We start from the raw sequence: 22,498 nt of genomic DNA on the forward strand, positions 1-22,498 counted from the left end.
TTTTAATGTGAAAGAAGAACAAAACAGAATATGAAAAGAATAAAGATATTATCCTTTGTCTTGCCCCTACTGACACTCCTCTTCTCCTCTTGTACGTTGGAAACGGACAATGATGCAGGCAGAATGGAGGGAATGTGGCATCTTGTGAAGATCGAATCAATGACATCCGCTGCAAATGAAGACTTGAGTGAGCAGGTAATCTTCTGGTCTTTTCAAGCAAAACTCTTACAAATGGAGGATAAGACAGGACAGCATTATAGCTATCTCTATCGTTTCCGAATTGATAATGACCAACTGACGTTGACTTCTCCTTATCAGTTTGACCGTGAGAATGGTGACCGACCACTAACAGCTTATGAGTCAACATTAGGCTTATATGGTATTAAAAATCTTACCCCAGTGTTCCGAATTGAGAAGATAGACAGACGAAAGATGATATTGAATGATGAGGCAGTAAGGCTCTACTTTGATAAATTCTAAGCGGTTACAGTCTGTTGAACCCTATTGATATCATGTGAGTTATTAGTATCTTTGGATTTTTATATTTCTCTTCTTGACACGCTCTATCCCTCTTTAATAGACGTGCGGACGCCTAACACATGACGTGCGGAGGCTTCGCACTATTGGTGCGGACCGTAAGTTCAATATAAAGTGATGCTCGGATAGAGATAAGCAGGTGGGTAGTCGTTGTTTAAGATGATGCTTTTATACTTTATGGCTACAAAATAATAAAAGGCAGGTGTAATCCTGCCTTTTGTCTATATATTAATAACGCTGCTTTGTCTTTTAGTTTCTTTCCTTTTTACTTCCTCTTTATTCTGTGAAAGGAAGTCCGCCCTTTCTTCTTATAAAGATGTCGAGTGTATAGTGGAAGGTAGTATAGATGATAATATCTATTGCAATAATCCATGTCACAAGAAGTTGATTGAAGAGAGAAAGGTTGATGATGATAAAGATAAGCGACAGTGCAATGATACTTATCAAAGCCTGATGCTGTGTCATTCCTGCACGCATCAGCTTATGGTGGATATGGTTTTTATCCGCTCTGAAAAGCGGTTTGCGGTGTAGGATTCGTACGATGATAACTCTGAATACATCGAAGGTCGGTACGAGGAGTAAGGTTACGGAAAGAAGGGTTGCACCCTTTTGGTAAGGCATGACATGTGGGTTATACATACAGAACTTAATCAGTAGTACGCCAAGGATATAGCCAAGTGTCAGACTACCAGAGTCGCCCATGAATATCTTTTGGTTCTTTTCCTGTTTTCCCCAGATGTTATGGTAAAGGAAAGGAATCAATACACCCATCAGGCCTGCAATAAGAATGCAGTAGACCCATATTTGTTCACGTTGGAAGATATAGAAAAGACCGCATAACGCAATGAGTGTAAGGCTTGCAGAGAGTCCGTCAATACCATCTATCAAGTTGATGGAATTCATGATAAATACCAGTACGCCAATGGTTAATACCATTCCTATAATAGCAGGAATCTCATAGATACCTAAGAATCCATAGAGGTTGTTGATGTAAAGATAGGACATCGGGAGCAGACTGGCAACGACAATCTGCATGAGTAGTTTTACCCTTGCTCTCACACCGAAGATGTCGTCAAGAACTCCTGTGATATAGATAACGGTGATACCCACGCCAAAGAAGATACTCCATGGGCTGACCCCAATTTTATTGCCTTTGCTTGTATAAATCCACGCCAATAGTGCTACGACCGTAGCAATCAGCATACTGGGCATAAACGATACACCCCCTAAGCGAGGAACAGCATTCTTGTGTATTTTTCTGGCATCTGGTGTGTCATATAATTTTCTCTTTTTACAAAACGAAAGAATCTGTGGAATCATAATGAATCCACAAACAGCACTCATGGCAAATGCAAAAAGACTGATTAAAGTATATGTCGACATTTTGTTAAGTATTACCTTTCCTATAAACTCTTTTTTTGTAATTATATTGTATTATAGTGTTAGAATGTTTTAATTTTTGTTTTGCCTTGAGTCGAAATTTTTATCCTTCGGAATAGTCTTGTATGTCATTTTCTTTTTGTACTTTTGTTGACAAGTGTGTTTTTATATGTGCATATAACAATATCATCTGTATAATCATGTCATTATAGCAAAAGAACTAATATGAAAATAGGCTCATTCAGAAGTAGCATTTATTTTTGAGTAGGTCTTTACAGAGGAAAGATATAAACAAATCTAATATTTGATAGAATGAAAATATCTATTATTACAGTAACTTTTAATAGTGAGAAAACGCTGCAAGACACCTTAGATTCTGTCTTGCAGCAGGATTATCGGAATATTGAACACATTATAATAGATGGTGGTTCGACGGACTCAACGGTAGATATTATACGAGCATACGCCTCAAAGACGACCTCTCATTCTGTGAAATGGGTATCTGAGAAAGATCGGGGTATATATGATGCAATGAATAAAGGGATAGCAATGGCTACGGGAGAGGTTATTGGAATCCTTAATTCTGATGATTATTTTACGTCGTACGATATAGTTTCTAAGTTAGCAAGACCATTCGAAGATGAGGCTTTAGAAGCTGTGTATGGTGACATACATTTCATTCATGACGGTGAACCTGATAAGGTTACGCGCTATTACTCATCTAAAATTTTCTCCCCTTTCTGGGTTCGTTTTGGTTTTATGCCAGCCCATCCCTCATTGTATGTACGGCGTGAGGTCTATCAAAAGATAGGTCCTTACAAACTTGATTATAAGATAGGTGCCGACTTCGAGATAGTTGTTCGCATGTTTTGTGTTCATAAGATTAAGTCGAAATATCTTAATCTTGATTTTGTTACAATGCGCAATGGCGGTGCAAGTACGAATGGATTTCATAGCCACCGCTTACTTTTGCAGGAAGATACTCGTGCCTGTCGGGAGAATGGAGTATATAGTAATCAATTCCTGATAGCGCTCAAATACCTCTATAAACTCTTTGAGTTTAGGATATAGCTGAAAGTACTATCTATCATGTTTTATATGACTTATTATGGTTCATTACGTATAACATGTGAGTTTAAAAGTTACTGTCATTTCTGTCATTTACAATCTTTCAGTAACACACTGAGAGTGAGAAGATTAAAGCTATAGAAAGATGTGACAGCAAATTGTCTTAAACTTTTATCGGACGTTAAAAATAGGAAATATAAAGAACAAAGTTATTTGCAGAAGGTAAGGACTTTCTCCTCAAATATTTTATAGTCGGAAAGGAAAGATTCTAATAGTTTCCTTCTATTTTCCTCATATTCTTCTTTGTCGAAAGTTTTGAGATATTCCTTTATGTTCTCCGCTAAATTTGTTGTGTCATTTATTGCTAGTCCTAGTTTATAATTCTTAGTGTATTCTCCTTGAATAGTGTTGGCGGTAGTAATCATTGGCTTTCTGAAGAAGATAGAATTATAAAAGCGGTTAGAAAGAGCTGTGTCGTGTGACAACTTACGTGGATAGAATATATTCATCAATGTACATTGCTGTATGATCGAAGGCTCGTCTTCTTTGGCGTAATAGCCCGAGAAAGTTACATTGTTATAGTTTCCTTGTATAGCAAATGCTTCTAATCTAGATGCATCATTACCTCTGCCAACAAACGAGATCAAGAAACCCTTTTCATTTCCTAAAGAAGAGATTATAGCAGCGTTTTGCTCGTAGTCTCTAATACCACCTATTGTTAGAACATTAATGTGCTCACAGTGGATGGTGTAGGACAAGTTGTTTTCTTTGATGGCTTGCTCTAAAATGTTTATATCAAAATTATGACTTAACACGGAACTGCACACATTAGGAAGACATTTTAGGAAACCTGGCGACGAAACTACGTGTAGAGCTGATAACCTCATAAGTTTAGCATAAGTGCCTTTAAACTGCTGCTCAATAGATAAGTCACGATAATCTAGAATGAATCTATTAGTGTAATATTTTCTTAGAAATGGTTTTAAGAAGATTCCAATCTGTGGACCGAAGACAATAAGTTTGTCGTACTGCTCCTTTTTTATAGTTTTGATTAGGAATCGTGAATAGTTCCAATAATATAATAGCTTTGCCACCCTGTTAGCTTTGTCGTCTAGCTTGTGGGTATATCTGTAGGTGGCTTTTTCCTTAAGGTCTCGCTTATCAGCATATATAATGTCGTATTGAATGTCATTCTTGTCTAGTATGTCGGTATATATCTTGACATAAGGACAGAAATAAACGTTAGTTGGCAAGAGTAAACCGAGTTTCATAAAGTTAGTTTTTTATATATTTAATAGGATTTCAACAATTCTTTCACAGGCTTTTCCATCTCCATACGGATTAATGGCTTTTGCCATTTGTTGGTAATGAGTGCTGTCGGTAAGTAATTGTCTAACATTGTTAACAATTTTTTCTTTATCAGTCCCAACAAGAATAACGGTTCCTGCTTCAACAGCTTCAGGGCGTTCGGTAGTATCTCTCATTACTAAGACAGGTTTTTTAAGGCTGGGTGCCTCCTCTTGTATTCCTCCACTATCTGTTAAAACAATATCAGCTTTTTCCATCACATAGATGAAGCTAAGATATTCTAATGGTTCTATAAAGAACATATTGGAGAAGTGAGACAAGTCATTACCCAAAACTTCATAAATAGATTTGCGCACATTAGGATTAAGGTGCATTGGGTATACAAAATCTACATTAGGGAATTGAGATGAAAGCTCTTGAATAGCTTGTGCAATATGTATAAATCCATTGCCAAGATTTTCGCGTCTATGGCCGGTTATTAGAACCATACGTCTGTTGCTTTGTAGTCTGTCAATATTGTAACCAAATGTTTTTATTTCTTCTTTCAGTTTTACATTTAACTGCCTATCAGACTTTATTTTATTAACGACCCAATACAAACTATCAATTACAGTATTTCCTGTAATATGGATTGACTTTTCATCAACTCCTTCGTTAATCAAATTAACCGAACTTGTAGAAGTAGGGGAGAAGTTATAGTTTGAAATTCTCCCTATTAACTGACGATTGATTTCTTCAGGCCAAGGACTATATATATTATATGTGCGCAATCCTGCTTCAATATGTCCAACTGGTATTTGTTGATAATATGCAGCTAAGGCTGCAGCCATAGAAGTGGTGGTATCTCCATGAACTAACACAATATCTGGTTGTGTTTCATTCAAAATATCTCGTAACCCTAATAATACTTTACTTGTAATATCATATAAGTCTTGACCTTTTTTCATGATATTTAAATCATAATCAGATTTTATTTTAAAGATAGACAAAACCTGATCAAGCATTTCACGATGTTGGCCAGTAACACAAACTATTGTCTTAACTTTATCTCGATGTTTATTCAATTCAAGGATAAGTGGTGCCATTTTTATAGCTTCTGGGCGAGTTCCAAAAGTCAAAAGTATTTTCTTCATAATAAGTTCTCTTTTATAGCATCTAAATAAGCGTGTCCAAATTTCAGATTAGGTTCAACATAATTTCCTTCTCCCCATTCGTTCCACGATTTTAAAAACAAGATTTTGTGATCTTGTGGTTTGGAGTCCACAATGCTTAATGCTTGTTTTATATGTTTCTTGAAGTTCTCTGGTGTCGAGTTAATATATATACCTTCGCTATTTCCTGCACGTGGGGTTCTGTCCCAACCAGGTATAATCATGGGATATACATTATCCCATTTATCCTCAGGAGCAAAGAAGTTGCTTACAACTTTTGAATAATCTAATTTGAGGGATGGTAAGAATGAAAGTTTTTTGTGTAAAATCTGTTTAGCTATACGCATAGTTTTACCTTGATAGTACATTTCCCCTCTTGATTTACCATAAGAGTTGATACCATCAAATCCTAAAGAAAGGATATTGTTATATACCTCCTTGCTATTCTTTAAATTAGGAATGACTCGAGCTAAAGTCCCATCGGCATTGCGCTTAATCGTTGACGTATTAGCTATTTGAGCAATAAAATAGATGCCAGGTAATCCGCATTCTTTTGCCAACTTTCTCCATATTTCCATAAAGATGCTTACATCTTTAAAGTGATAAGGATCATATATTACAAAAACGGGTTTCCCATCTATTGTAATATATCTATTGTCTTTAAAAGCAGGAAGTACATAATTAAAATGTTCAGTGTAATCTTGTTCTCCACCATATTCCATTGGAGCAATTATCTTATTCTTTCCATCCTTCTGCCAGGTTTTCGTTGTCCATTCATGGTTTGCCCAGCAAAGGCAGAACGGAAAGTCAGGTTTACCTGATTGTAGTACCTCCTGAAATGGGCGCTGAAGTAATAATTTACTGTTTCCCATCCAATAGTGATAATAACAAAATCCTTCGATGCCGCATTCTTTTGCCATCGTAGCTTGCTGCTCTCTCACTTCTGGTAAACGCAAATCATAGAAGCCAAGATCAGCTGGGATATGCGGTTGATAATGTCCTCTAAATTGTGGCTTTGCCTTTGCGACATTTGTCCATTCCGTAAATCCTTTTCCCCATGCCTCATCATTTTCAGGAATAGGGTGAAACTGTGGTAAATAATATGCTATGACTCTTGCTTTCATTATAATTATATCTTTACTAAATCTTTTAATCCTATGTGAGGTAGACCAAATGCATAGAAACTTATGCAAATTATTGTGATAATAATTAGTCCTGCCCAGCGTGGCTTTATTGTATAGTAAAGTGAACCTATCATATATATGTTTACTATATAGTAAAGTTCGCTTAAGCGTAGTGATAAAACAGGGAGAAATCCCAATGCTGGGTAAATAACTAATCCAGTCGCATAAACCTTTAGTAGGAGTGGTGAATATTTGATTTTTTGTGTAATCGTTTCGTGAAATATGAGTAAGAAATAAAATATGATGACATTTAATAAATATACGGGATTGAATAATTCCATTTCAACAATAGCAATTCCTTTTTCTGTCGCTTCTTGATATATAGATAGTTTGTCTCCAATAAGTGGTATGTCAAGGTTGAATAAAACGGACATGCCTGTAAAATAGATGAGATAACCTATAGGAACAGACATATATAAAATAAATTGTACTTTCTTGTTTAGAGGTTTATTACCAAGGAGGAGTGTTGGGAGAAGTGCTATGGCGGATATATGGAATACAGCTCCTAAAAGAATGCAAAGTGCGGCTTTTCTCTTTTTTCGTTCTGCTGTATATAAAACTGAAATAAGAAAAAATCCGGAAGCTACTCCAGCTCTAATTTGTGTAAGTTCATGAAGTTCATAGAAATAACACATGTAAATAGCAAACATTAGTATATAATGATTGGAATATTTCTTAAAAGCAATCATCTTTAATGATACTCCCATCATCGCATATACTAAGAATATAGCGTGTGGTGAATCTGTTATATTATTTAATAATGTTGCGATTAAAGTAAATGAATATTCTATATGGTCTGCAATATTGGAATTAGACGGATTCTGATATAGCATTGCATAATTAAGTGAGTCTGGATCTATACCAATCTCACGAAAAGCAGCTATAAGAATCAACATTACTCCTAAAAAAATAAATATAGGGAGTTGTGCACGCTTCATATATTTTTCTATAAAACATGCAAACAAAGTAGATGTAAAGAGTAGTGCGAGTATAGCTCCCATTATTGTTGCCTGATGATATATTTATTTATAAACTGTCGTTCTTCGTGTGAAGAGTTAATAAAATATGCTAATAGCATTGTTAGCATTATTGATGTGATGCAGACAATAGGAAGTCTTAATATTACATTATGTATATGTAAATGAAAACTTGAGATGCAAGCGTAAGTTACAGAAAAAGTTAAAACAGCTGGAAGAAAATCCTTTAGGGCATAATTAGATAAATTGAATTCTTGATAGATACTTTTTAAAACTATTAAACGTGCAATATGTGCTATAAAACATATCCCAATCATTGTGTAAAATAAGTATGTAGCAGAAAATCCCATCTTAAATAATACCCATGAGATAGGAAGGCATAATATAGTCAAAGACTCTACAATTATAGAGTAAAGTCTTACTTTTCCTGTCGCTTGGATAATAATGGTAATAGGATTATGTATAGTGAAAATGATTTCGTAAATGATATATAGTTGTGTGAATATTACCATATCCTCTGTTATATCACCTAACCATAAGCTTAAGATTGACTTTGTTTCTAATAACAATGGAACCGTAATACAAATAAGTAAATTTAGTAAGATTCTATTGTTAATAGAAAAAAGCTTCTCTAAATAGTTGTGATTGTCTCCTGAGTAAGCTTTTATCATTGCAGGACGAAAAGCAAAAATAATACTATTACTGAGTGTACTTAGCGCATTGAACACTTGGTTTCCAATGTTAAAGGCTGCATTAATGATAGGACCGAAGAATATATTTAGTAAGATAGTACTTCCTTGTGTCATAGAAACTCCTGCAACAGATCCATAAAATGTCCAGCCAGAGAAAGAAATTAATTCCTTCAATGTCTCTTTTGATGTAACTTTTATATAGTTACATTCTTTATACTTATGTTTAGCAATGATAATATAAGCAATTAAATCAAACAAAGCTATAACAGCGAAACCTATTCCATAAAATATAAGACTGTTAATAGGTGTGTTCTTTATATTAACAGCGACTATAAGTTTGCATATGCAGTCCAGAATCGAAATCAAAGCATAAATCTCCATATCCTCATGCGCAAATACTGCTCCCATGTAAGGAATCTGTAGGATGCTAAAGATAAATGATATAAGAGATAATATTAGTAACCATTGTGCAGCAGATTGTCTACTAGGAGGAATGTTTAATTGTGTGTTGACAAACCATGAACCTAAAGTGATAAATATAATGAGAAGGATAATTGATAAAATAACAACCAAGTTGAGACTTACCGAGAAAATCTCTCTTAATCTTTCGTGCTGTCCTTTACCCATTGCGAATGAATAAAATCGTTGGGTTGAAAGTGCTAATACACTACTAACACATGTGCTTGCTGTTACAATACCTGCGACAGCGTTTAAGACACCATAGTCAACAACGCCTAATCCATTTAACACGCAGCGTACCGTATAGAGACTTACCACTGTCATAAACAGCATTCGTAGAAATAATACGAATGTGTTAGAAGTTATGGTCGTTACTCCATTCTTTTCCTCCTTAACTGTATTTTTGTTACTAAAAAAAGAAAACATTATTCGGCAAACATTAAATCACGTATTGCGTAAATTGTAACAACAAGGAACGCAACGAAAAATGACCCTAATACAAACAGTACTCTCTTAGGCCCTGATGGTTTAACTGGCACCTCTGCACCCTGGATAGTTGTGAATACTGGGGTATGCTCTTGTAGTTTTGCGTCAGCAGCTTTTAGTTGTGCTACGAGGGTAGTATAGGTGTTATATTTCAGTTGCATGTCGTTCTCTAAATCATTTTGTTTTAGTCTTACGCTTTCTAATACAACATCCATATCTGCATCACTAATCTTTCCATATTCTTTACGAACCTTTTCGTAGTCTTTTTTTGCTTGGTTTACAAGGCTTTGATAATGTTCGACATCGTTTCTTAATTTCTTTGTTCTGTATTCAATAATATATTCTTGCAGTTGCTTCCTTGTAGCATCAGCAAGTATCTTAGCTACCATTGGATCTTGGTCTATAGTAGCAATAGTTATAATACCAGTTTTTTTGTCAGTGTTGATTTTAATATTGTTTCTCATTCCCTCGACAAGAGCTTCATCAGTTTTAGATAGCTGATAAGGATCAAATCTCTCTGGAACAGAATTAACAGTGTCCTTATGTGCTAATTGCTTAGTTAACCATACTTGACATTTCTCCCACCAAGTTGTTTTCGTGTGATATTTAAGATAATTATAATAGTCAGTATGAATTTTCTTATCAATGGTCTCTACGTTCACTTTGAAAAGTGTTGTAGCAAAGCCATTATCTTTCATGAGGTCTGGATAGAGTAAAGGGGAGATAGCATCTGTATTTTTCCCTGTCGGTAAATCAAATCCAAAAGATGATGCAATATCTCCAAGGGCATCAGCGTCCATACCAGAAGTTACTTCAGGTGCCATAGCTGTTTCACTTGTGTAAGTTCTTGGTACACATAAAATAATGTATGATGACAGTATAATTACGATTGGTAATATTATATAGTATAGCTTTTTATGCTCTCCTATCCTCTTCAATACTAATCGTAAATCGATTTGCTTTATAGTTCCTTCTTTTTCCATACCCTCGTTATGCTATACTTTTTTGCTTTGTGTGATGGGTTTGTCTATTTAAACCTAATAATTATTTTCCTACTTCAGCAAGTTCGCAATCGTTGCAATGACGGCTGCGATGCTGGCAGCACTTGAACCGACGCTGAGGGTTTCGGCAAGGCTCATCTTACTTTGTATCTTTGTAGGAACGATAATTTCGCAGCCTGGGCGCACCTTAGCATTGTGCCCTACCTTCGCTAACATACCGTTCATGTAGAGGATATAGGTGTTGCTTTTTTTCGCATCACTGGCGAAACCACCAGCCTGATCGATATAGTAAGCAACGCTCTTGCCCTCAACATAACCGACAGAGTTAGGGAACATAACCGCACCGTTAATCTTAACGGTTCCATTGTATTGTGGAATGACGATGTGATCGCCCTCACGAAGGACGATGTCGGCATCACTTCCTGGATTAGCTATCGCCTTATCTAACTCGATACCAACTGGGTATACATCAGGAACTTTGAACTTCTCCTCTAACTTCTTGTTATTTTCTTGTATTGCTTGAAGAACACCTGCATCCTTAGTTTTCACAGCTAAGTTTACCATGTTCTTATGTTGCTGTTCCAACTGCACCTTATAGATATTCTCCATTCGTATGCGTTCGGATGGAGTAGGGCGACGCTCTAAGCGCGCACCTTTGATATATCCTAATTCTGTTGCACCACCTGCAGCCTTATAAATGTCGCTTAGGCGCATCTTTCTTGAGGTCAGTGTGTAGTTTCCAGCAAACACAACCTCACCTTCAATACTAACATTCTGCTGATTGGTTGTACCCGGACTCTTACGTACATACACCTCATCGTAAGGTTCAAGAACGAAACCTGGCGCACCATCGATGACAAAGCCGTCACGTAGAGAGAAGGAGTAGGTGCGAGCGATGATAGAGTCTGGCGTCAGTGCTTGTGGGTTTGTGATACGACGTGACACATCTACTCTCACCGTAGAGGCACTCTGTTTCAGACCTCCAGCTTGCAGGATGAAGTCTTCTAACGACTCATTATCAGCGTATTGATAGATACCTGGATAGAGAACTTCACCATGAATGGTTATGGTTCGTTGCTCCTGTGCATCCGTACGTGTAGGGATGAAGAGTACATCTTCATTTTGTATAGGGATGTCAGCCACACGACCCGTAAGGATTCCGTCCACATCTACCGAGATAACCTCTAATGTGCGGTCAGCCTTCTTGCGGTGTAAAACGGCGTGTGGAGCAAATGCCACCTCTGTCAATCCGTCTGCAGCTTCAATCAAACCGCGTACGCTATTGATGCGTCCACCAACCTCATACATACCCGGACGGAACACGGCTCCCTTGATTTCAACCATGTTTTCGTATCTTGGAATAACCGAGTCTACACTGATAGAGTCTTCGTCAGCAACACGGAAGTTGCGCATGTCAAACTCATTAACATTGAAGATAGAATACTGGCGACCCGTCTTTCTGCGTACACGTACCGAACGTGTATAGGCATCACCAGCAAATCCTCCCGCGTAACCGATAAGTGTTCCAAGGCTTTCGCCGCGTTTCATCTCATAGAACATTGGGCGTTTCACCTTACCGCTAATCTGTGCAAGCATCTCGTAAGGACCAACAACGATGACGTCGTTATCAGCTAATCGTACGTTACCACTCAGATGACCGCGACGAAGGAAGTCGTATACGTCAACCGTAGTGATGAGTGTTCCTCCTCTATAAACCTTGATGTTGCGCAGTGTTCCTAAGTCACCAATACCGCCAGCCATGTAAAGTGCGTTGAAAACAGTGGCAAAAGCTGACAGTGTATAGGTACCTGGGGTCTTCACTTCACCCACAACATTCACCATGATGGTATGGGTCTGACCAACAGAGAGGCGTATGTTCGAACTACTAAAACGCTTACCAATCTTCTCACGGATACGGTTGTTCGCCTGATCTACAGTCAATCCACTCACCTGAACAGGACCGAAACCCTCCAAGGTGACGTAACCATCAGGGGCAACCGTTGTCTGGTAAGACTTTTGTGAAGCACCATATACATCGATAAACACAGCATCACCGGGACCAATACGGTAGTTGCGAGGCAGCGCCATGTTCATGTTTGGTTCAAAAGAAAGACTCTTATTATTAAAGATGTCACGTCCCCAAACCTTCTTTCGGTTACGACTCAGCTGCTTCAGTAGGTTTTCATACATTGCAGCAGTGTCCTGTGGCATCCAATCATTCATCTCAGCCTGCATCTTCAGGTACTCACCATCGTTCTCATCGTAGGTGTTTGTCCACGAACGATTAGCTGAGATACGTCCCTCTGAGTATCTGTTTATCTCCTGCTCGTTATTGTTGTAATCATCGAGTGTCGCATCAGCGATTTGTTGTTTACTCTTTCCTGGGGCAGCAGTAGGACTTGTCTGTCCGTTATTTGTACGACTACGATCCGTTGTTGTACCCTCTTTTGCGGCTCCGAAAGCAGCATTTCCCTTCTGCATCTTCTCGTATATGTTTCTCACACGGCGTATCTGCGAGATGTCTACACCACTCTGCATGAGCTTGGTGACAATCTGCGCTTGTGGAGTACCTTTCTTGTGCTCCTTCTGCACGAAGTCCATTACCTGCGTATCCGTCATAGACGACTGTGCAAAACCGTTCAAAGAACATAATGCGAGTAATACAAATAGAATATATTTCTTCATCTTTCTGTTTAGAATTTCTTTCCAGTAACAATTTTTAGAACCGTCTTAATGACGATAGTAAAGTCCAACCACAAGGTGCGATGTTCCAAGTAATGGATGTCCATCTCCATTCGTCGGAGCATTTTCTCCATCGTATCGGTATAACCATTGTAGAGTGTTGCCTCTGAAGTAAGCCCCGGTCGCATCTGATAGATGAGCTGATAGCGGTCGGTCTGTTCGATAATCTTGTCGATAAAGAACTTACGTTCAGGGCGCGGACCCACGAACGACATGTCACCTCTGAGCACATTCCATAGTTGTGGTAGTTCGTCTAAGTGATGTCCACGCAGGAACTGTTCCAATCGAGTAGAGTTCGAACTGTCACATTTTGTAACAAGTTGCGGACCCTCTTCCTCCACAACACTGCTCATTGTACGAAACTTAACGATAGCAAACGGACGTCCTTTATATCCGATACGTATCTGTCGGAAGAATATCGGTCCATTGCTTTGATAAGTAATAAGAATACTGATGAGGAGAAATAGAGGAGAGCAGATGATAAGTCCGATGAGCGCACCAACAATGTCAAAAGCACGCTTTAAACAGCGTTGAAGCTTTCCCATGGCATCATGACTCTCGTTTTCTCTCATTTGGTTATTCGTACTTTGGTCCGTATAGTTATTATAACTCTATTTTTGTTATTTTGTTGCAAAGATACGCTTTTTTATTTATTTATTAATCAGAAATCCTTATCTTTCCACTTCTTAGCCGTATCTTTGCATAGAGAACAGGGTACTATCATGCGTAAAATTATTCACATTGACATGGATGCTTTCTTTGCTTCGGTTGAGCAAAGGGACAATCCAGAACTGAGAGGGAAGCCTATCGCTGTCGGTTTCGATGGTCCACGTGGCGTGGTGTCGACTGCCAGCTACGAAGCTCGTCCTTTTGGTGTTCATTCTGCCATGTCAATGGCGCAGGCGAAAAGGCGTTGTCCGCAACTGATCGTTGTCTCTTCACATTTCGATAGATACAAAGAAGTGTCACGACAGATTCATGCTGTCTTTCATGAATACACCGATTTGGTTGAGCCAATCTCACTGGATGAGGCTTTTCTTGATGTTTCGGAGAATAAAAAAGGAATAGATCTGGCTGTCGACATAGCGAAAGAAATCAAGCAAAAGATATTCGAGCGCACCTCGCTAACTGCCTCTGCAGGAATAAGCTACAACAAACTGTTGGCTAAGATAGCCTCTGATATGCGCAAACCAAATGGAATCTTCACGGTACATCCCGACCGTGCGCTTGATTTTATCGGTAAACTCCCTGTTGAGAAGCTATGGGGCGTTGGTCCAAAGACGGCTGAGCGAATGCACGGTATGGGTGTCTTTACGGGGGAACAACTACGAGAAATATCGCGAGAACACCTTGTGCAGGTGTTTGGTAAGATGGGTAATGTCTACTATAATTTCTCACGTGGCATTGACAATCGTCCTGTCATCGTTTCTTATGAGCGTAAGTCTGTGGGCTGTGAGCGCACTTTTCTTGAAGATTTACATATCGAATCGAAGATAATCATCGAACTCTATCACATCACTTTGGAGTTAGTTGAACGAATCAAAGCGAAAGATTTTAAGGGTAGAACCCTCACACTCAAACTGAAGTGGGATGCTACAACGCAGATAACACGTAGTCTTACACAGGATAAAATCCTCCGAACGAAAGATAATATCCTCCCTCTTGCCAAGCAATTATTAAAAGATACGGACTATCATAACCGTCCTATCCGCTTGATGGGGCTCTCTGTTTCTTCGCCTGAAACGAATGAAAAAGAAGGACAAATACGCCCTCAATGGATAGAAGGATTGCTTCCTTTTGAAAAAAATGACTTTGTTACGTAATCGTTTTGTACTATCTTCTATTTACAATGGTGAACTTAACGTCCCTTTCTCCTTATTTTTAAGCGGGGTAGGGATACTGCGCACATTGTGTGCTGATGCTCCGCACATCGTGTGCTAAGGCTAAACACCAATGGTGCTAAGCACTAAACGCAGTGTAGATAGTAGTTTCTTATTGTAGAATCTTATATTAGAAGTTTCGCATTTGTTCGTAAAATTGACCTTATATTATTGCTTAAAACATTTCCAAATATGGAAGAAAATTATTAATTTTGCACAAGATAAACCGTGTTAGACTATTAGGGATGTTGTTAACCCTTTGTCCTCACTAATCATTGTTCTTAAGAAGTGGTAGCATATGCAGTATAATGTAACTTGTAATAAATGCAATCGCACGTTTATGATTACGGCCGATGGCAATGATAAAATACATTGCAATTGTCCTTATTGTGGACAGTCATTGCTTGTTAACTTGCCCACGTTGGCAAGTCCTGTTACCCCTTCAGTACAACAACCTATTATGGGTCAGGGTGAGCAGAAAGGGTCTGGCTCTACGCTGAAAGTCTTGCTTACTATCTTGATAGTTCTCATCTTAGGAGGCTTGGCAGTCTTTGGTTACATTTATTGGAACAACCAGAAGGAAGCTGCTCAGCAAGAACTTCAAGCACAACGCAAGGCACACGCTGACTCTATGATGCAGGTTCGTGCGCAGATAGAGGCGCAAGAAGCTGAGGCGCAGCGACAGGATGAGAAGCGAAAGGGTATCTGTAGATTCTTAGAGTCATTCTATAAGAAAGCTGTTCTTACGGAGGATGCGGATGCAGACTTCTACAGTCGTTACCTCACAGATTACTGTCATCGAATGGTCTTTGGCACGCAAGGCTCTTATGACTATGATGTTGATGAGGCAACTGTGTGGTGGGGTGCCTTTGGAAATACGGCTACAGAGCCAGACTTTAATCAACTTCAACGCAACCTAAAGGTTGATGCTATTGATGATAATTGGTATAAAGTGAGACTGTCGCAAGATGGTGAAACGGAATATCGTCAGGTGAAGGTGCTGTCGCAAGATGGGCATATTCTCATTGACGACGTAAGATAATAACAGACGAAAGGAGGTTTAAATGCAATTTCAGATAGCCTGTAAACATTGTCATCGTCCCTTTGTAATAGAGTCGGAGGGTGGTAATACGCTAAGATGTAATTGCCCCTATTGTGGTGAGAGTATGATGGTTGCAACCCCGCAGATGGGTGCGCCAAGTGGTAGTGCTGCTGAGACAACTGCCACTGTGAACCATGTACAAGTGGAAAGGGATAACACGCAAAGCCAAGTCAGACCTGCGATGGAGACAAAAACATCGAAGGGCGGACTGGGAAAGAAAGTAACCATCATCTTTGTTGGCTTCTTGTTGTTCGTTATTCTCATGTCATCACTCTTATATATTATTTTCTCAGCAATGTCAAATTAAACAATAACACACTCAATTTTATGAAACAGACAAAGATAGTATGTTCTATTAGCGACCGTCGCTGTGATGTTGACTTCCTAAGAAAGCTTTTCTTCTCAGGTATGAATGTCGTACGTATGAATACGGCACATGCAAGTCCTGAAGGTATTAAGGAGATTATTCGCAATACACGTACTGTGTCTCAGCATGTGGCTTTGCTGATTGATACCAAGGGACCAGAGGTGAGAACCACTGCTGTGGATGAGCCTATTCATTACAAGGTGGGCGATATGGTTAAGATTTTCGGTCGTCCTGAAGTTGATTCAACAAAGGATATTGTCAATGTTTCTTACCCTGACTTCGCTCGTGATGTGAAGGTTGGCGACCACGTTCTCTTTGATGACGGTGCATTGGATATGCTGATCGTTGAGAGTGCAGGTCCAATGTTAGTCGCACAGGTGCAGAATGAAGGTGATCTTGGCTCACGAAAGAGTGTGAATGTACCTGGTGAACATATTGAACTTCCTGCCTTAACAGAGAAGGATAAGGCTAATATTTTGTTGGCAATAGAGGAGGATATCGACTTCATCGCTCACTCTTTCGTTCGTTCAGCAGCTGATGTTCGTGAGGTTCAGAAGATTCTTGACGAGCATAACTCTGATATTAAGATTATCTCAAAGATTGAGAATCAGGAGGGTGTAGACAATATCGACGAGATTATCGATGCTTCTTATGGTATCATGATTGCACGTGGTGACTTGGGTATTGAGGTACCTATCGAGCAGATTCCTGGTATTCAGCGTAGCATTATCAATAAGTGTATCTTGAAGAAGAAGCCTGTTATCGTGGCTACTCAGATGTTACACACGATGATTAACAATCCTCGTCCTACGCGTGCTGAGGTTACTGACATTGCGAATGCTATCTATAGCCACACCGATGCGTTGATGTTGAGTGGTGAGACGGCAAGCGGTAAGTATCCTGTTGAGGCTGTACAGACAATGGCTCGTATTGCTGAAGCTGCGGAGCAGGATGCACATAAGCGTGGACATGTAACTGTTCCGATGGTCAACCAGAATGATCAGCGTGAGTTCTTGTCAAGAAGTGCTATCGAGGCTACTGAACAGTTGGGTGTAAAGGGTATTATCACCGATAGCGAGACAGGTCAGACTGCTCGTAATCTTGCTGCTTTCCGTGGTCCACACCCAGTGTTGGCTATCTGCTACAAGGATAAGGTACAGCGTTGGTTGAACCTTAGCTACGGTGTTATTGCAGTTTATCAGCATCGTTATAAGTCAAATGAGGAGATGTTTACAGCAGCCTTGCGCATGCTTCGTCAGAAGGGTTACATTGAGTTAGAGGATAAGATTGCTTATCTTTCTGGTACGTTTGGCGTAGGTGGTGGCACTACCTTCCTTGAGATTAACAAGGTGGGTGATGTCTTTGCACGCAAGTATCGCTTCCATCTCCCTGAAGAAGTGAACACGGATGAGGAAGGGGAATAACCCTGTTTTCTCACAGCGTGAATGTCACATGAAGTAAAATTGAAGGCGTGGGGGTTATTTAAGCCAAACTGGTTAGTAGATTACAATACGCATTATTGCTACTATGTGTGGTATGGTCTCTCAACTTCTATCATCTTCTTATGGGCACTTTATCTCGCTTTTTAGCTTGATATAGTCTGCTACATCTTTGTTATTGAGACAAATAAGGTTCCTCCGAGATAGGGAGTGATAAGCTAAAGCTATCATATAATACGGCACACAGAGCAATTCTAAGTTTACAGTCAGAAACTTAGCGTTGCTCTGTTTTTTATTCCTTAAACTGAAAGCGGTCTATTGTGGTCTAATAAACGAGTGGGATTAAAGTGCTAAACGTAAAGACAGACCCTATTCATTCAAACTCCGGATGAATCCTCTTTTGTCCGAATTTTTCACATGCTGATTTTTTAAAGACCACTAAATGGCTTGCAAATAACGCCTAATTGGCTTGCAATAGGTGCCCTTTTGAAGTCTTACTAACGCCCTTTTGGAGTCCAATTAAGCACCTTTTGAAACCCTACTTTACAACTACTTGATAACAAAAGAGTTACGGCGGTGGTGAAAGGACATGCTTTTAAGCTATTTCCTTACCTTTTCTTAGAAGGGTTTGTAAATATATTTCTTTGCCTTTGAGGGGTAAATTCCACACAGAGGAACGGAGTTGAAGGAGGTTTTATCTACCTTGATATAGACTGATATGCCTGTTGTAAGGGAAAATAACATGTGCAATAAAAAAATAAGAGAGGGGTAGGAGCTAATGAATAATATGAATGAATATGGCTGTGTGTAGGATTTTTCCTACCGAGTTGGCATTAATGACGATAAAAAAGAAAGGTGTTCAGAATCCTCTGAACACCTTAACTGTTTATCTTTTGTTTGTCTTATTCAATCAGACAAAGCTATGATTAGCCCTGTTGAACAGGAATCTTCTTAACACGACGCTCGTGTCTGCCACCCTCGAAGCTTGCTTTGAAGAACGCATCGAGAATCTTTTCTGCTGTCTTATTATCGATAAATCTGCCAGGAAGTACAGCAACATTTGCATCATTATGTTGACGAGTCAACTCTGCAACGTCCTTGTTCCATACCAAACCTGCGCGTACACCTTGGTGCTTGTTAAGTGCAATTGCCATACCCTCACCACTACCACAGATAGCGATACCAGGATAAACTTCACCACTCTCAATGGCTTCAGCCAATGGGTGAGCATAGTCAGGATAGTCGCAACTTAAATCGCTATTACAGCCAAAGTCCTTATATGCATACTTGTGCTCTTCCAAATACTGGATAACGAATTGCTTTAATGGATAGCCCGCGTGGTCGCAGGCAACTCCTACTGTCTTAATTTCCATAAGCTGTTTAGGTTTTTATGAGCCTCCGCCTTCGGTGATGAACTTAGAGACTCAGGTTAAACGTTTATGCTAAAAATGCTTTTACTTGCTTGTAAACATTCTCAGGAGTGAAGCCTAACTTCTCATCCAAGACTGTGTAAGGTGCTGAGAAACCGAAGCTGTTAAGGCCGAATACCTTTCCATTGGCACCAACTAAGCCCTCGATAGTCACTGGCAAACCTGCTGTTAGACCGAAAATCTTAGCGTCTCTTGGCAGTATCTGCTCCTGATACTCCTTACTCTGACGGTGGAAGAGACCCTCTGATGGTGCGCTTACGACACGTACCTTCACGCCGTCCTTACGCAACAACTCAGCTCCAGCAACGCAGGTAGAAACCTCAGAACCGCTTGCAACGAGGATAACATCAAACTGCTCGTCAGAGCCTGTTACGATGTATGCACCCTTGCGAGTCTGCTGATAGTCTGTTCCCTCTGGTAGACTATTCACATTCTGACGTGAGAAGATGAGTGCTGTTGGCGTATCCATGTTCTCCATAGCCATCTGCCAGCAAACGGTTGCAGCATCACTATCGGCAGGACGAAGCACACGAACAGAGTCTTGTCCAGCGTGGTTTTGCAACTTCTCCATCAATCGAATCTGTGCTTCCTGCTCTACTGGCTCGTGTGTAGGACCATCCTCACCAACGCGGAAAGCGTCATGACTCCATACAAACTTAACTGGAGTCTGCATGAGAGCAGCCATGCGAATAGCCGGTTTCATATAGTCTGAGAACACGAAGAAGGTTCCCATAGCAGTGATGACACCACCATGAAGCATCATACCGATACACATACATGCCATTGCCAACTCGCTAACACCAGCCTGGAAGAAGGCTCCGCTGAAGTCATCACGTGTGAGTGCGTGTGTCTTGTTAAGGAATCCATCTGTCTTATCAGAGTTGCTGAGGTCGGCTGATGATACGATCATGTTAGGAACTTGCTCTGCGATAACACCGAGACAAGCTGCAGAACCATTACGTGTAGGAATGTCGCGCTTTTGTACAAGGCCACTCCAGTCAATCTTTGGAGCCTTGCCAGAGAACCACTCACGCATCTGTGCTGCCTTCTCAGGGTTCTCTTTTTCCCATTGTGCTTCAGCTGCATGACGCTCAGCAACAATCTTTCTGAGTTCTGCTGCACGGTCATCATAAAGCTTCTGAACCTCTGGGAAAATCTTGAATGGGTCTTCTAAGTCACCACCAAGATTCTTTACTGTATTTCTATAGGCATCACCACCCAATGGTGCGCCATGTGTTTTAATGCTGTTTTCGTAGCTACTACCGTCAGCCTGCAATGCTCCTTTTGCCATAATAGTCCTACCGATGATAAGCGTAGGGCGGCTTTCTTCCTTGTTAGCAGCTACAAGTGCTTCACGGATAGCGTCTGGATTATTGCCATCAATCTCCAACACATTCCATCCCCAAGCACGATATTTCATGCCAGTATCTTCGTCCATAACCGCTCCACACTCAGTAGAAAGCTGAATGTTATTAGCGTCATAGAACATAATAAGATTGTTGAGTCCTAAGTTTCCTGCCAATCGTCCTACCTCTGCACTAATACCTTCTTGGACACCACCGTCAGAGATAAAGGCATAAATCTTGTGTTGCATCATGGTATGACCAAGTCGTGCTTCAAGGAATTTCTCAGCAACTGCTGCACCGGCAGCGTAGGCATGGCCTTGTCCAAGTGGACCAGAAGAGTTCTCTATGCCATGTGCGATATCCCTCTCTGGATGACCTGGTGTGATTGAACCCCACTGGCGGAATTGCTTTATATCGTCAATTGTGAACTTTCTCTGGAGTGTTAACGCTGCATAGAGCATTGGTGACATGTGACCTGGGTCGAGATAGAATCGGTCACGTCCAGTCCACTCAGGCTGATCTGGGTCAAAGACGAGAAATTCAGAGAAGAGAACGTTGATAAAGTCGGCACCGCCCATAGCGCCACCAGGGTGTCCTGATTTAGCTTTTTCAACCATTGACACTGCGAGAATTCTGATGTTATCCGCTGCTTGGTCCATCAAATGCTTGTCATTCATAAATAGATAGGATTTTTGAAATTATAATGCAAATATAAAGATAAATATGGAGACATCAAAATAATAAACTTACTATTTTCCCCAAAATATTCAAAAATGCCTAAAGCATAGTATTTGCTTTGCTCCGATTGGTTGATGAGTGGTTGTTTTATGACTGTTTTATCGTAATTCATCATCCTTTTGCAGTAGCTTGTTTCAGCGTTGGATGACGTCGTTATCGTTACCTTTTATAGTGGTGCTAAGGCTTCGCACATAGTGTGCGGAAGCTTCGCACAACTGGTGCGGGGCGTTAATACGAATCATCTTGTGGGTAATCAGGTATACGGTCAGGCGTAAGAGAGACTGCAAAGGATGGATAGGAATACGATAAAAGGGTATATCAGAATGTTTGTCAGTGACCTTTTAACATTCGATATACCCTTTTTATGTGTTATCTTAGCTAAACGCTTCTATCGTTAGCCTTCTTATGAAGGATTATAGAGAGGCGTCTGAATAGGCTTGTTTGTTGATGCGATACAATGCTGCACCGCGCTTGCTGGTTATCTTATCAATATACTTTGTCTTCTCAATGAAGTCGATTTGCTTGATACGCTTACGGAAGTTGCGTTTATCAATCTCAACACCCATAATCGCTTCGTGGACATTCTGAAGCTGTGTGAGTGTGAAGAGTTCTGGGAGAAGGTTGAAACCGAGTGGGTCTTTATTGATGAGTTTGCGGAGTTGGCTCAATGCTATCTGTACCATTTCGATGTGGTCACCATATAGCTCTGGTAATTTGTTGATGTCAACCCACTGTAGGTCGTTCTCTTCCAATAGCTTATGGTCGTAGTCAGACACATTGATGAGGGCGCAATAAGCGATTGAGATAACGCGATCACCAGGGTCACGATCAGTCTCACCGAAGGCTCCCACCTGTCGCATATAGATGTTATTGATGCCCGTGCATTGGAAAAGAACTCTGTTGGCAGCCTCTTTCAAGCTCTCATTCTCTCTAACGAATCCACCGTATAGAGATAGTTTGCCGCTGTATGGTTCAACCTTACGCTTACCAACGAGTAACTGTAGCTTTTTGTTTTCGAACCCGAGTACGATGCAGTCGACCGAAACTAATAGTTTGGGTTCACCTTTGTAGTATTTATTCATGTTGTAGGTTTTGATATGAGATGTAAACTTGTAAATATCTCTTGGTTAGGTAGTAATATCTTTTTTGTTGTGTATTGGGATTTAAAGGTCTTCATCTGTTGGATTACTCCATGTGTTTATGACGCTTAT

18 protein-coding genes are annotated in these 22,498 nt (G+C 40.0%); 6 read left to right on the top strand and 12 right to left on the bottom strand.

All coding sequences use genetic code 11. From position 1 onward, the window contains the following. The first annotated feature begins 30 nt into the window (after positions 1 to 30). Complete coding sequence (locus tag FIU21_RS04190) at positions 31 to 480, top strand: lipocalin-like domain-containing protein (RefSeq protein WP_004360627.1); 450 nt, start codon at positions 31 to 33, stop codon at positions 478 to 480. Between the two features lie 333 nt (positions 481 to 813). Here the strand turns inward: FIU21_RS04190 and FIU21_RS04195 are convergent, their stop codons facing one another. Then, a complete protein-coding gene (locus FIU21_RS04195) occupies positions 814 to 1,920 on the bottom strand; it encodes an MraY family glycosyltransferase (protein WP_004360628.1) in 1,107 nt (368 codons plus the stop codon). 309 nt (positions 1,921 to 2,229) lie between these two features. Here FIU21_RS04195 and FIU21_RS04200 point away from each other — a divergent pair, with 309 nt between their 5' ends. Beyond that, positions 2,230 to 2,988 carry a glycosyltransferase family 2 protein gene (locus FIU21_RS04200; RefSeq protein WP_004360629.1) on the top strand — a complete coding sequence of 253 codons (759 nt, stop codon included), beginning with the start codon at positions 2,230 to 2,232 and terminating at the stop codon, positions 2,986 to 2,988. A gap of 206 nt (positions 2,989 to 3,194) precedes the next feature. Here the strand turns inward: FIU21_RS04200 and FIU21_RS04205 are convergent, their stop codons facing one another. From FIU21_RS04205 to FIU21_RS04240, 8 genes are all read right to left on the bottom strand, one after another. After that, positions 3,195 to 4,256, bottom strand: a complete 1,062-nt coding sequence (locus FIU21_RS04205; RefSeq protein ID WP_004360630.1) for a glycosyltransferase family protein — start codon at positions 4,254 to 4,256, stop codon at positions 3,195 to 3,197. 12 nt (positions 4,257 to 4,268) lie between these two features. After that, the gene (wecB, locus tag FIU21_RS04210) at positions 4,269 to 5,426 is read right to left on the bottom strand and encodes a non-hydrolyzing UDP-N-acetylglucosamine 2-epimerase (protein ID WP_004360631.1); all 1,158 of its coding nucleotides are present in this window, start codon (positions 5,424 to 5,426) and stop codon (positions 4,269 to 4,271) included. Next, a complete protein-coding gene (locus FIU21_RS04215) occupies positions 5,423 to 6,568 on the bottom strand; it encodes a glycosyltransferase WbsX family protein (RefSeq protein WP_004360632.1) in 1,146 nt (381 codons plus the stop codon). The genes wecB and FIU21_RS04215 overlap by 4 nt, the downstream gene beginning before the upstream one ends. Before the next feature lie 5 nt (positions 6,569 to 6,573). Next, positions 6,574 to 7,566 carry an EpsG family protein gene (locus tag FIU21_RS04220; protein ID WP_254361426.1) on the bottom strand — a complete coding sequence of 331 codons (993 nt, stop codon included), beginning with the start codon at positions 7,564 to 7,566 and terminating at the stop codon, positions 6,574 to 6,576. 62 nt (positions 7,567 to 7,628) lie between these two features. After that, the gene (locus FIU21_RS04225) at positions 7,629 to 9,080 is read right to left on the bottom strand and encodes an MATE family efflux transporter (RefSeq protein ID WP_231291353.1); all 1,452 of its coding nucleotides are present in this window, start codon (positions 9,078 to 9,080) and stop codon (positions 7,629 to 7,631) included. 101 nt (positions 9,081 to 9,181) lie between these two features. Then, on the bottom strand, positions 9,182 to 10,225 hold the full coding sequence (locus FIU21_RS04230; protein WP_004360635.1) for a GumC domain-containing protein: 1,044 nt from the start codon (positions 10,223 to 10,225) through the stop codon (positions 9,182 to 9,184). A gap of 69 nt (positions 10,226 to 10,294) precedes the next feature. Then, entirely contained in the window at positions 10,295 to 12,928 is a 2,634-nt protein-coding gene (locus FIU21_RS04235; protein WP_004360636.1) for an SLBB domain-containing protein, read from the bottom strand. Between the two features lie 8 nt (positions 12,929 to 12,936). Then, positions 12,937 to 13,557, bottom strand: coding sequence for a sugar transferase (locus tag FIU21_RS04240; RefSeq protein ID WP_004360637.1), 621 nt, complete (start codon positions 13,555 to 13,557; stop codon positions 12,937 to 12,939). A gap of 150 nt (positions 13,558 to 13,707) precedes the next feature. On the opposite strand from FIU21_RS04240, the gene dinB reads away from it, so the two are divergent. From dinB to pyk, 4 genes are all read left to right on the top strand, one after another. Further along, positions 13,708 to 14,808 carry a DNA polymerase IV gene (gene dinB, locus FIU21_RS04245; RefSeq protein WP_004360638.1) on the top strand — a complete coding sequence of 367 codons (1,101 nt, stop codon included), beginning with the start codon at positions 13,708 to 13,710 and terminating at the stop codon, positions 14,806 to 14,808. A 355-nt stretch (positions 14,809 to 15,163) separates the two neighbouring features. After that, complete coding sequence (locus FIU21_RS04250; protein ID WP_036886492.1) at positions 15,164 to 15,907, top strand: hypothetical protein; 744 nt, start codon at positions 15,164 to 15,166, stop codon at positions 15,905 to 15,907. A gap of 22 nt (positions 15,908 to 15,929) precedes the next feature. After that, entirely contained in the window at positions 15,930 to 16,274 is a 345-nt protein-coding gene (locus FIU21_RS13275) for a hypothetical protein (RefSeq protein WP_036886494.1), read from the top strand. A gap of 20 nt (positions 16,275 to 16,294) precedes the next feature. Further along, a complete protein-coding gene (pyk, locus tag FIU21_RS04260) occupies positions 16,295 to 17,758 on the top strand; it encodes a pyruvate kinase (protein WP_004360641.1) in 1,464 nt (487 codons plus the stop codon). 941 nt (positions 17,759 to 18,699) lie between these two features. Here the strand turns inward: pyk and rpiB are convergent. The 3 genes from rpiB to FIU21_RS04275 all read right to left on the bottom strand — a co-directional run bounded on the left by rpiB (position 18,700) and on the right by FIU21_RS04275 (position 22,369). Beyond that, positions 18,700 to 19,146 carry a ribose 5-phosphate isomerase B gene (gene rpiB / locus FIU21_RS04265; protein ID WP_004360642.1) on the bottom strand — a complete coding sequence of 149 codons (447 nt, stop codon included), beginning with the start codon at positions 19,144 to 19,146 and terminating at the stop codon, positions 18,700 to 18,702. Positions 19,147 to 19,210: 64 nt separating this feature from the next. Continuing rightward, the gene (locus FIU21_RS04270) at positions 19,211 to 21,226 is read right to left on the bottom strand and encodes a transketolase family protein (RefSeq protein WP_004360643.1); all 2,016 of its coding nucleotides are present in this window, start codon (positions 21,224 to 21,226) and stop codon (positions 19,211 to 19,213) included. A gap of 474 nt (positions 21,227 to 21,700) precedes the next feature. Beyond that, a complete protein-coding gene (locus FIU21_RS04275; protein ID WP_004360644.1) occupies positions 21,701 to 22,369 on the bottom strand; it encodes an NUDIX hydrolase in 669 nt (222 codons plus the stop codon). Positions 22,370 to 22,498: the final 129 nt, after the last annotated feature.

The sequence above is a fragment of the Prevotella melaninogenica genome, assembly GCF_013267595.1.
GTDB lineage: Bacteria > Bacteroidota > Bacteroidia > Bacteroidales > Bacteroidaceae > Prevotella > Prevotella melaninogenica_D.

What these genes read in the sequence shown, in the direction of transcription:
- FIU21_RS04190 (WP_004360627.1), top strand. Translation starts at nt 31, where the DNA reads ATGAAAAGAATAAAGATATTATCCTTTGTCTTGCCCCTACTGACACTC.
- FIU21_RS04200 (WP_004360629.1), top strand. Translation starts at nt 2,230, where the DNA reads ATGAAAATATCTATTATTACAGTAACTTTTAATAGTGAGAAAACGCTG.
- wecB (WP_004360631.1), bottom strand. Translation starts at nt 5,426, where the DNA reads ATGAAGAAAATACTTTTGACTTTTGGAACTCGCCCAGAAGCTATAAAA.
- FIU21_RS04220 (WP_254361426.1), bottom strand. Translation starts at nt 7,566, where the DNA reads ATGAAGCGTGCACAACTCCCTATATTTATTTTTTTAGGAGTAATGTTG.
- FIU21_RS13275 (WP_036886494.1), top strand. Translation starts at nt 15,930, where the DNA reads ATGCAATTTCAGATAGCCTGTAAACATTGTCATCGTCCCTTTGTAATA.
- FIU21_RS04230 (WP_004360635.1), bottom strand. Translation starts at nt 10,225, where the DNA reads ATGGAAAAAGAAGGAACTATAAAGCAAATCGATTTACGATTAGTATTG.
- FIU21_RS04250 (WP_036886492.1), top strand. Translation starts at nt 15,164, where the DNA reads ATGCAGTATAATGTAACTTGTAATAAATGCAATCGCACGTTTATGATT.
- FIU21_RS04235 (WP_004360636.1), bottom strand. Translation starts at nt 12,928, where the DNA reads ATGAAGAAATATATTCTATTTGTATTACTCGCATTATGTTCTTTGAAC.
- FIU21_RS04205 (WP_004360630.1), bottom strand. Translation starts at nt 4,256, where the DNA reads ATGAAACTCGGTTTACTCTTGCCAACTAACGTTTATTTCTGTCCTTAT.
- FIU21_RS04275 (WP_004360644.1), bottom strand. Translation starts at nt 22,369, where the DNA reads ATGAATAAATACTACAAAGGTGAACCCAAACTATTAGTTTCGGTCGAC.
- FIU21_RS04225 (WP_231291353.1), bottom strand. Translation starts at nt 9,080, where the DNA reads ATGACAGTGGTAAGTCTCTATACGGTACGCTGCGTGTTAAATGGATTA.
- pyk (WP_004360641.1), top strand. Translation starts at nt 16,295, where the DNA reads ATGAAACAGACAAAGATAGTATGTTCTATTAGCGACCGTCGCTGTGAT.
- dinB (WP_004360638.1), top strand. Translation starts at nt 13,708, where the DNA reads ATGCGTAAAATTATTCACATTGACATGGATGCTTTCTTTGCTTCGGTT.
- FIU21_RS04195 (WP_004360628.1), bottom strand. Translation starts at nt 1,920, where the DNA reads ATGTCGACATATACTTTAATCAGTCTTTTTGCATTTGCCATGAGTGCT.
- FIU21_RS04215 (WP_004360632.1), bottom strand. Translation starts at nt 6,568, where the DNA reads ATGAAAGCAAGAGTCATAGCATATTATTTACCACAGTTTCACCCTATT.
- FIU21_RS04270 (WP_004360643.1), bottom strand. Translation starts at nt 21,226, where the DNA reads ATGAATGACAAGCATTTGATGGACCAAGCAGCGGATAACATCAGAATT.
- rpiB (WP_004360642.1), bottom strand. Translation starts at nt 19,146, where the DNA reads ATGGAAATTAAGACAGTAGGAGTTGCCTGCGACCACGCGGGCTATCCA.
- FIU21_RS04240 (WP_004360637.1), bottom strand. Translation starts at nt 13,557, where the DNA reads ATGAGAGAAAACGAGAGTCATGATGCCATGGGAAAGCTTCAACGCTGT.